The sequence below is a fragment of the Prevotella brunnea genome (assembly GCF_008016795.1).
GTDB classification, from domain to species: domain Bacteria; phylum Bacteroidota; class Bacteroidia; order Bacteroidales; family Bacteroidaceae; genus Prevotella; species Prevotella brunnea.
Map to the genome: position 1 here is coordinate 39,716 of NZ_SDIK01000007.1, position 9,808 is coordinate 49,523.

9 protein-coding genes and 1 pseudogene are annotated in these 9,808 nt (G+C 41.8%); 5 read left to right on the forward strand and 5 right to left on the reverse strand.

Annotated elements, in window-relative coordinates; genetic code table 11:
* Positions 1-40 precede the first annotated feature (40 nt).
* From ETF27_RS00935 to ETF27_RS00955, 5 genes are all read right to left on the reverse strand, one after another.
* Complete coding sequence (locus ETF27_RS00935) at positions 41-286, reverse strand: GlsB/YeaQ/YmgE family stress response membrane protein (protein WP_130828660.1); 246 nt, start codon at positions 284-286, stop codon at positions 41-43.
* Between the two features lie 18 nt (positions 287-304).
* Positions 305-1,354 carry a methionyl-tRNA formyltransferase gene (gene fmt / locus ETF27_RS00940; RefSeq protein ID WP_130828659.1) on the reverse strand — a complete coding sequence of 350 codons (1,050 nt, stop codon included), beginning with the start codon at positions 1,352-1,354 and terminating at the stop codon, positions 305-307.
* Between the two features lie 34 nt (positions 1,355-1,388).
* Positions 1,389-3,176 (reverse strand): chloride channel protein, encoded by a 1,788-nt coding sequence (locus ETF27_RS00945; protein WP_130828658.1) that lies wholly within the window; start codon positions 3,174-3,176, stop codon positions 1,389-1,391.
* A 65-nt stretch (positions 3,177-3,241) separates the two neighbouring features.
* Positions 3,242-3,811, reverse strand: a complete 570-nt coding sequence (locus ETF27_RS00950) for an L-threonylcarbamoyladenylate synthase (protein WP_130828657.1) — start codon at positions 3,809-3,811, stop codon at positions 3,242-3,244.
* 530 nt (positions 3,812-4,341) lie between these two features.
* Positions 4,342-5,319 carry an ROK family protein gene (locus ETF27_RS00955; protein ID WP_130828656.1) on the reverse strand — a complete coding sequence of 326 codons (978 nt, stop codon included), beginning with the start codon at positions 5,317-5,319 and terminating at the stop codon, positions 4,342-4,344.
* Between the two features lie 126 nt (positions 5,320-5,445).
* Here ETF27_RS00955 and ETF27_RS00960 point away from each other — a divergent pair, with 126 nt between their 5' ends.
* From ETF27_RS00960 to ETF27_RS11395, 5 genes and pseudogenes are all read left to right on the forward strand, one after another.
* A complete protein-coding gene (locus ETF27_RS00960) occupies positions 5,446-6,120 on the forward strand; it encodes a LysE family translocator (RefSeq protein WP_376744088.1) in 675 nt (224 codons plus the stop codon).
* 24 nt (positions 6,121-6,144) lie between these two features.
* On the forward strand, positions 6,145-6,753 hold the full coding sequence (locus ETF27_RS00965; protein WP_130828654.1) for a DUF4924 family protein: 609 nt from the start codon (positions 6,145-6,147) through the stop codon (positions 6,751-6,753).
* 57 nt (positions 6,754-6,810) lie between these two features.
* Entirely contained in the window at positions 6,811-7,692 is an 882-nt protein-coding gene (rfbD, locus tag ETF27_RS00970; protein ID WP_130828653.1) for a dTDP-4-dehydrorhamnose reductase, read from the forward strand.
* Positions 7,693-7,699: 7 nt separating this feature from the next.
* Positions 7,700-9,268, forward strand: coding sequence for a peptide chain release factor 3 (locus ETF27_RS00975; protein ID WP_130828652.1), 1,569 nt, complete (start codon positions 7,700-7,702; stop codon positions 9,266-9,268).
* A 414-nt stretch (positions 9,269-9,682) separates the two neighbouring features.
* Positions 9,683-9,808, forward strand: a pseudogene (locus ETF27_RS11395) (IS256 family transposase); the annotation flags it as partial.

The window sequence follows — 9,808 nt, forward strand, 5'->3', positions numbered from 1 at the left end:
TACTCGCCACTAAAAAATAAACCAATAAGCAGGGTGTAGCTTACTTTTTAACTTTATTCCATATCCAAAGCATCAGGACAGAACCAAAAAGGGCAGTTCCCAAAGAACCCCAAAAGCCACCGCCCCAATCAACGTTCAGCCATGAAAGAATATTCCCTCCTATTACACCGCCTAACAAACCAATAATGATATTCCAGATGCAACCCGACTTGTTTTTCTTCACAAAAAAGCCTGCCAACCATCCGGCTAAACCACCAACAATTAACGAACCAATAAAACTATTCATAACAGATATTTTTAATTATTATTTTTTACCTACACTTTCTAACATATATCTTGAAACAGATTGAAAACCATTCAAAAAAGACTGCGCATCCATGCGCTTCTTACCGGACATCTGAACGCACTTCAATTCCAAAAGGTTATCTTCTGTATTTACAAACAACTTATTCCGAAGCACGTGAAATGTTCCCGGTTCACCAATACTTCTCTCGTCTGTTTTTGCAACCTCAAATATTTTCATCACTGCATTTCTATCAGGCAAAGATTTCGTTTTACAGTTTTTCTCATCAATAAGACGTAACTTAGACCATGCACCCGGATAAGGCGACAAACCTCGTACAAAATTATTGATATCCGTTGAGCTGCAATTCCAATCTATCTCACAAGTTTCCTTGAATATCTTGGGAGCAATCCTTAAATCCTTATCATCCCCAATTTGAGGATTACTGATATTCTTCAAGACCTCTCCAAACCCCTGTTTGCTCATATCGGCAGTTACGCGTGCCAATATCAAATCAATGGTTTCCAAAGCAGCTTCTGCTCCTAAAGCCATTAATCCGTCATATACATACTCTACGTTTGCCGTTGGCGGGATAGTGAATTTCTTCTGAAGAATAATTCTTCCCGTATCAATGTCATCGTCAAGAAAGAACGTTGTTACCCCGGTCTCAGATTCCCCATTGATGACAGCCCAGTTAATGGGAGCTGCACCTCGATATTGTGGTAATAAAGCTGCATGAACATTGAATGTGCCAAATCGTGGCATAGACCAAACCTCATAAGGTAACATCCTGAAAGCCACAACAACTTGCATGTCAGCGTTATATTCCCTCAGGGCATTTATAAACTGGAGATCTTTCATTCTTTCCGGTTGCAAAACCGGTAATCCTATTGAAAGCGCATATTGCTTCACGGCAGAAAACTGAACCGTGTCGTGATGCCTCCCCACCGGTTTATCCGGTTGAGTAACCACCGCCACAACATGATATCCGTTTGCGACCAACGCTTTTAAAGAACTCACGGCAAACTCCGGTGTTCCCATGAAAACAATTCTCAAGTCTTCCTTATTCATAGTTATTGCATATCAGTAGTATGATGAGCCTCATCTATTCCGCACTGAAATCGGCGACATAGCGACGATAGGTATTGTACAATCGTGTACGAGAAATATATCCAACAAGTCTGGAGTCCACATCTATCACCGGAAGATTTTCAGCTCCGGTTTTCTCGAACACTTTCATTACTTGTGCCATAGGATCGTTAACGCTCAACAAGGCAGCCGGCTGTGTCATTAATTGTCCGACTACAAAACGTTTATATAATTCAGTTCTGAATATTACATGACGTATTTTAGTAATGTCCACCTCACCAAGCAAAGTTCCATTATCATTAACCACAGGTAAATAACTGTTTCTGCTCGCGCTAATGGCATGAATCATTTTCCCCATTTCCATATTCGGGTCAACGGACGTGAAATTCTTGTCAATAAGACTGTCCATACTCATTAATGTCAATACCGATTTGTCAATATGATGGGTAATGAGTTTCCCCTGTCGAGCCAACCGAACAGCATAAATACTGTGTTGTTCGAAAATGTTAATGGTAAGATAAGAGCTGATAGTCACAATGATAAGTGGAATGAACAAATTATAGCCACCGGTTAATTCTGCTATCAAGAATATTCCGGTGAGTGGAGCGTGCATAACGGCAGCCATTACACCTGCCATGCCATATAACGTGAAATTCTTCTCCGGGATATAAACTCCCACTTGATTCATATTCCATATTCTGGCAAAGAAGAAACCGGCGAAACCGCCTATAAAGAGCGATGGGGCAAATGTTCCTCCACAACCGCCTGCACCATTTGTAGCACTGGTAGCGAAGACTTTGGTAATCATCACCAAGCCCACATAAAGAATAAGAAATTTGCTTTCACCCGCAAACATCGAGTTGCCTAACACCCGATTCCAATCTGCCTCCGTTTTGCCCTCAATGAAAATGCCCAAACTGCCATAACCTTCTCCGTACAACGCCGGAAATAAAAAGATTAGAGAGGAAAGTACCAATCCTCCCACAAGCAATCGTTTATAAGGATGCGTGGAAAGTTTGGAATAGCCATCCTCACACCATGACATCACGCGCATGAAATACAATGAGAGGAAGCCACATCCTATACCCAATAGAATGGTGGCAGGAACTCTGCTCAAGCTCCACAAATAATCCACCCTAAAATCATACATTGCCGAGCTGCCCGTGAAAAAATAAGAGAAGCACGTCGCAGTTACCGATGCTATCAGTATGGGCAACAACGATGCCATGGTTAAATCGACCATCAAGACCTCAAGCGTGAACACGAGTCCCGCAATGGGAGCTTTGAAAATTGCGGATACGGCAGCAGTAGCACCACACCCAACGAGTAACATCAAGGTGCGCTTATCCATATGAAAGATGCTTCCCAGATTGCTTCCTATTGCCGAGCCCGTTAGCACAATAGGAGCCTCGGCTCCGACGGAACCGCCAAATCCTATGGTGATGGCAGAAGCTACTATCGAAGTCCAAGTATTGTGTCCTTTAAGTTTTGAGCGTTTGGTGGAAATTGCGTACAAGACACGTGTAATGCCATGCGAGATATTATCGCGAACCACATACTTTACGAAAAGACTTGTGAGCCATATCCCGATAACAGGGTACAACAGATACAACCAGTTAATGGTCATTACCCTAAATCCGGAAGTGATAAGTGTTTCTATCTCCTTGATTATCACATGAAGTACGTATGCCGCCACGGAAGCGAAAAAGCCCACGACAAAAGCCAAGAACAACACGAACTGACGGTCAGAAATGTGTTCTTTGCGCCAATCGTTTATCTGTACAATGACATTTTCAGCGAGCATTGCTTGTTTATTCGTAACTTTATCGTTATTTATCTTTATGCTAAAAAAGGCAGTTCACTTTGGTTTTACTTGCGAATGATATTGATTTCTCCCTCTGTCCCCACTCTAATGATGGTAGAAGGTTGATGGGGATAATGTTCCTGCCGACGTGTTTCGCAGACATAATCAACCGCGTTTAATATTTCTTCCGAGATATCCTTGTAATTCTGTGCTGCAGGCTGACCGCTGATATTCGCGGAAGTGCTTACGATAGCCTTCTGAAATCTGAAACACAATTCTTTTGAAAATGCTTCTTTCGTAATTCTAATCCCTATCGAGCCATCCTGTGCAATGAGGTTAGAAGCCAAATTCACAGCTCCATCAAGTATCAACGTCGTAGGCTTTACCACCGCATCAATAAGTTGCCAAGCTGCCTCCGGAACATTCCTGACATACTTTTGCAACCGAGCATCAGAATCAACCAAACAGACCAATGCTTTTGAGTCATCGCGATGCTTAATTTTATAGACTTTAGCTACAGCATCCGGATTTGTGGCATCACATCCAATTCCCCATACAGTATCAGTGGGATAGAGAATTACGCCACCTTTTTTCATTACCTCTATAGCATTTTTTATATCTTCCGCTTGCTTCATCTTGCTTTATAAAACCAGTTCTTTCTTTTTATAATCGCAAAGTTATTGCAAAAAAAACGATAATCCAAGAAAAAAACGTAAAAAGATACAGTTACATCCAATAGTGTTCTAATATTTTTTAGGAAACTCACACTACATCGCATAAACCTTAAGACGTGATGTGTTTTTCTCTAACTATAATATGGCGTATACCTCCTTATATCCCCAATCGTATTCAGATGGTGGCAAACAGATTCTTGACACAGAGCATTCACCTCTATCATCATTACGAAATAACATGACAAATGCAACATCCGAAAGTCCGCCTATAACTCACTGATAATCAGTATAATATTAATCTGATTTTAAAAGGTAAGCTTTTGCACTTCAATTCCTTACCTTTTGCATTGCAAAAGGTAAGCTTTTGGAAAGTGAAAGGTGAGCTTTGGATAGATGGATGAAGAATATTTAGGACATTATTGGGTTGTTCCCTATTTATAAATTGAAAAGGAGCCAATGCTGTAAAGCATCGACTCCAAACTATAATATTCCTATAATTCCCATCCAATGGCAGATGCCCCCAACACGGCTGCGGCACCATCATCAAGAGAGCTTACCAAGAACTTGGGTTTGTCCTTGAAGATTTTAAAGACATGTTTGGCATACGACTCCATAATGGGTTTCATCAGCAAATCACCGGCTTTCGTCAGCCCTCCGAAGAACACAAAAGCTTCCGGCGAAGAGAAGCTCGCAAAATCAGCACAAGCTGCTCCCAACATTTCACCGGTAAACTCATATACTCGTTTTGCCAATTTATCTCCTTTGCCCGCAGCAATGGAAACATCCAAAGAGGTTATTTCTTCGGGAATGATATTCCGCAATTCCGATGGTTCATCCGAAGATTGCAAATACTCACGAGCGGTGCGAGCCACTCCCGTTGCCGAACAATATGCTTCCAAACAACCGGTACGACCACATCCACATAATCGCCCTTCTTTTCCGCGAACCATGGTAACATGACCTAACTCACCGGCAAAACCGTCCGAGCCATAAACCACTTGACCATTGATGACTATTCCGGAGCCTACACCTGTTCCCAAAGTAAGCATGATAAAATTTTTCATGCCCCGGGCTACTCCATATTGCATCTCACCGATAGCCGCTGCATTAGCGTCGTTTGTCAATCCGACGGGAACTTCTAAACGCTTCGAGAACATCTCTGCTAAAGGCACAACACAATCATGCCCCCACGACAAATTCGGTGCCATCTCAATGGTTCCTTTATAGAAATTCCCATTTGGTGTTCCTATTCCCATTGCTTTTATTTGCCCTATTCCACCAACTTTAGCAACAATGGGCTTCATGGCTTCGACACCGGCATCTACAAAATCCTCAACAGTCTTATAAGCTTGGGTTTTTATCGCGTTCGTAGCGAGCACTTGCCCTCGTTGATCAACAATTCCGAAAACAGAATTTGTCGCTCCCAAATCCAATCCAATTACGAAAGGCTTCTGTTCTTGTATATCCATTTGATATTCGTTTTTGTTTAGTTTATCACAGGCAAAGATATTAAAAAAGTGGAATACATCAAACTTTTGTTGAGTAAATTTGCTTATTCCGTATTATTTTTGCAATTTTGCATCCGAATTATGAGCATGCCTTTTCCAATCCAAATAGATATACTCGATTTTATTTTCAAGGGTATCTTAATCGGTATTATTGCCTCTGCCCCCATGGGACCGGTAGGCATCTTGTGTGTCCAACGCACCTTGAATAAAGGTCGTTGGTACGGATTTGTTACAGGAATAGGGGCTGCCATCAGCGATTTCATCTATGCCTTAATAGTAGGACTGGGAATGAGTTTTATCATGGAGCCCTTGCAAAATCCCGAATATCAATTCTTCCTTCAGATAGTAGGCAGTATCGTTCTTCTCTTTTTTGGCATCTATTGTTTCATCTCAAATCCCGCAAGAAAATTACACAAGAGTGGGAAAACGAAAGGAACGCTTTTCCACAATGGGTTCACGGCGTTTCTCGTTACTTTCTCCAACCCTCTCATCATTTTGTTGCTGATGGCTGTTTACGCGCAATTTGCTTTCGTACAGCCATCCCGCCCTTTTGAGATGATTGTCGGGTTTGCTTGTATTCCCATAGGAGCTCTTGTCTGGTGGTACGGACTAACATGGCTGGTAAACAAGATAAGAGCCATTTTCGATGTGAATGGCATAGTGATTATCAACAAGGTGATTGGGTCGCTGGTTGTACTTTTTTCGTTAATCATGCTCATTGGAACCTTATTCAACCTTTACCACCTTCCCTCATATTATTAATGTCATTGGGAAAAAATCAAGAATATGTTTGTAGCACAGGAATTAAGAAAAAAGAATATTGCGGAGTATCTGCTTTACATGTGGCAGATAGAAGATATCATACGCGCTTACGGATGTTCATTAACGCGCATTCGGGAGGAATATATCAACAAATTCCAATATACTACCGAGCAAAAAGAAGAAGAAAGCGATTGGTTTGGCAATCTCGTGAGAATGATGAAACAAGAAGGATGCAGGGAAAGCGGACATCTGCAAATTAATAAAATCCTCATGCAAGACCTGACAGAGCTACACGCTCGCCTGTTGGCATCCTCGAAATTTCCATTCTATTCCGCAGAGTACTATCGTGTCCTGCCTTTCATCGTGGAACTTCGAGGTAAAACCAAACAGGTAGCCGACCGCATGACCATCAAGAACGATAAGCACCTCAAGGAAATAGCTGCCAACCTTGGACACAGCGAGGTGGAAACATGCTTCGACGTGCTCTATGGCGTCATGATGCTCCGGCTTCAGAAGAAAGAAATCAGCAAGGAGACATCGGCAGCTCTCAAAGAGATTACAACACTATTGGGTATGTTGTCCGATTATTACATCAAGGACAAGCAAGAGGGACTTGTATTCGAAGACAAATAACAGCCAAAAGAATACAGTTAAGACAAAAGTCGAATTTAAGGACATAATGACAAAGCTATGAATATATTGGTTACGGGTGCCAACGGAATGCTGGGCAAAACAATGCAGGAAGTGTCCAAAGACAGTAACAACAACTATCTGTTCACCGACATTTGCGATGGCTATAACAAAGTTGATATCACCGACTTGAACGATGTTCGTCGAACAGTCAAAGAAAATAATATAAAGTGTATTGTCAATTGCGCGGCTTGGACCAACGTAGATAAAGCCGAAACCGCCGGTGAGATAGTAGAGAAGTTGAATGCCGATGGACCCGCGAACTTAGCTCTTGCAATGAAAGAAGTGAACGGACTTTTGGTGCATATCAGTACGGATTATGTCTTTGGCAATGATCCGTACAATACTCCTTGTACAGAGGAACAAAAAGGAACTCCAACGGGTGTCTATGGTCTTACAAAGCTACACGGAGAAGAAAAAATCCGCGCCATAGGTGGGAAATATATTATCCTTCGCACTGCATGGCTTTATGGAGAACACGGACACAACTTCGTGAAGACTATTCTAAATCTTATAGAAACCAAAAAACAGATAAAGGTCGTATTCGACCAATGTGGCACACCCACATACGCACGGGATTTGGCAAACGCTATTTTTGATATCGTAGAGAAAGGTAAATACGAAGGAAACACGGGCATTTACCATTTTTCCAATGAAGGAGTATGCAGTTGGTATGATTTTGCTAAAAAGATAGCTGAGCTGATGGGCAACACGCATTGTGAAATTCTGCCATGCCACAGCGAGGAGTTTCCCTCTCCGGTGAAACGACCTGCATACTCGGTCTTTGATAAAACAAAAATAAAAAAAACATTCGATACGAAAATCCCATATTGGACGGACAGCCTGACAAGATGTGTGGAGAATTTAAAAAACAAAGCATAACACCACAATGAATGAAATAGAACGCAGAAGAACATTTGCCATTATATCACACCCGGACGCAGGTAAGACTACACTCACGGAGAAATTCCTGCTTTTCGGCGGTCAGATCCAAGTGGCGGGTGCCGTGAAAAGCAATAAAATACGCAAAACGGCCACTTCCGACTGGATGGATATAGAGAAGCAACGCGGTATATCGGTTTCCACCTCTGTGATGGAGTTTGATTACGAAGGCTACAAAGTGAATATACTTGACACACCGGGACACCAAGATTTTGCGGAAGATACTTATCGAACACTGACAGCCGTGGATTCGGCCATCATCGTTGTTGACTCTGCAAAAGGTGTGGAAATGCAAACACGCAAACTGATGGATGTGTGCCGCATGCGTAATACGCCAGTCATTATCTTTATCAACAAGATGGATCGTGAGGGACGAGACCCATTCGATTTACTTGATGAGTTGGAAGAAGAACTACAAATAGGAGTTCGTCCACTTTCATGGCCTATCGGTCAAGGGCAACGCTTCAAAGGGGTCTATAACATATATGAACAGAAGCTCAACTTGTTTACACCAAATAAACAAAGAGTTACTGAAACCGTAGAAGTGGACATCAATTCAGACGAGTTGGACAATCGTGTTGGCGATTCTTTTGCAGAACAACTCCGAAACGATTTGGAACTCATCAATGGTGTTTACCTGGAGTTCAACGTAGAGAACTATCGCTCTGCCAATGTCGCACCGGTCTTTTTCGGCTCCGCGCTCAATAATTTCGGCGTACAAGAGTTGCTCGATTGCTTCGTAGAGATAGCCCCAAGTCCGGGCATTACAAAGGCGGAAGAACGCACGGTAGAACCAAAAGAGACAAAATTTACCGGTTTTATCTTTAAAATCACGGCAAACATTGACCCTAATCATCGTAGTTGCATCGCTTTCTGCAAGGTCTGCTCAGGGAAGTTCCAACGCAACCAACCTTATCTTCACGTGCGGAATGGCAAAACTGTTCGCTTCTCGTCTCCCACCCAGTTCATGGCACAAAGAAAGAACACTGTGGATGAGGCATATCCGGGAGACATTGTGGGACTACCCGATAATGGAGGACTTTTCAAAATTGGCGATACGCTCACGGAGGGAGAAAAAATTCACTTTAGAGGCTTACCCAGTTTCTCTCCGGAACTTTTCAAATACATAGAAAACGACGACCCCATGAAGTCAAAACAATTCATGAAAGGATTGGAGCAGCTAATGAATGAAGGTGTGGCGCAACTATTCGTAAACCAGTTCAACAACAGAAGAATTGTCGGAACAGTAGGGCAATTGCAGTTCGAGGTCATTCAATATCGCCTCGAACATGAATATAACGCTAAATGCCGATGGGAACCGGTACATCTACACAAGGCTTGTTGGATTGAGGCAGAGAATAGCGAGGAACTTGAAAACTTCAAAAAGCGGAAATATCAATATATGGCGAAAGATACCGAAGGGCGGGATGTATTCTTGGCAGATTCCGGGTACGTGCTTTCCATGGCGCAACAAGATTTCAAAAAAATAAAATTTCATTTCACAAGCGAGTTTTAGTCCAAATACTGTAATTTCAAATCTATCATTAGGAACTCTTGGTGTCGTATGGCAGTGAGAATTCCTTTATCTCAAATCGGTCATTAGAAACATCTTTAGTTTTTTCTAATGACCGCCATTAGAAATATTCAATTATATAGGTTTGTTATTCAGCAATTTACTAACCAGTCATCCCTAAAGAACTTGACTTACAACCAACAGATGATATTGAATAACCCCTTTGTTTCATTAGAATTGGGCGATATGGGAAAAGTTCAATAATGTCCTAAATTTTTCTTTATTCCTCTATCCAAAGCTTAGCTTTCACTTTTCCAAAGCTAAGCTTTTGCAATGTAAAAGGTGGTACTGTCCTATAAAAGTGTGTAAGCTCCTTTTTTCTTATCTTTGTATTTGATAACTTTAAAAAAGAAAAAAATGAAACTTACACATTCGCAAATTTCGGAAATTATTTCGAATTACACAAGCAGCAGCGAGGGTTTTGTTACCCTTCAGTCATTAATCATGAACTCCCTGATGTATCATGAACGAGAGTTGTTCGTC

Coding starts and splice junctions, on each gene's coding strand:
- fmt (WP_130828659.1), bottom strand. CDS start 1,354: ATGAATAAGGAAGACTTGAGAATTGTTTTCATGGGAACACCGGAGTTT.
- ETF27_RS00950 (WP_130828657.1), bottom strand. CDS start 3,811: ATGAAGCAAGCGGAAGATATAAAAAATGCTATAGAGGTAATGAAAAAA.
- ETF27_RS00975 (WP_130828652.1), top strand. CDS start 7,700: ATGAATGAAATAGAACGCAGAAGAACATTTGCCATTATATCACACCCG.
- ETF27_RS00935 (WP_130828660.1), bottom strand. CDS start 286: ATGAATAGTTTTATTGGTTCGTTAATTGTTGGTGGTTTAGCCGGATGG.
- ETF27_RS00955 (WP_130828656.1), bottom strand. CDS start 5,319: ATGGATATACAAGAACAGAAGCCTTTCGTAATTGGATTGGATTTGGGA.
- rfbD (WP_130828653.1), top strand. CDS start 6,811: ATGAATATATTGGTTACGGGTGCCAACGGAATGCTGGGCAAAACAATG.
- ETF27_RS00965 (WP_130828654.1), top strand. CDS start 6,145: ATGTTTGTAGCACAGGAATTAAGAAAAAAGAATATTGCGGAGTATCTG.
- ETF27_RS00945 (WP_130828658.1), bottom strand. CDS start 3,176: ATGCTCGCTGAAAATGTCATTGTACAGATAAACGATTGGCGCAAAGAA.
- ETF27_RS00960 (WP_376744088.1), top strand. CDS start 5,446: ATGCCTTTTCCAATCCAAATAGATATACTCGATTTTATTTTCAAGGGT.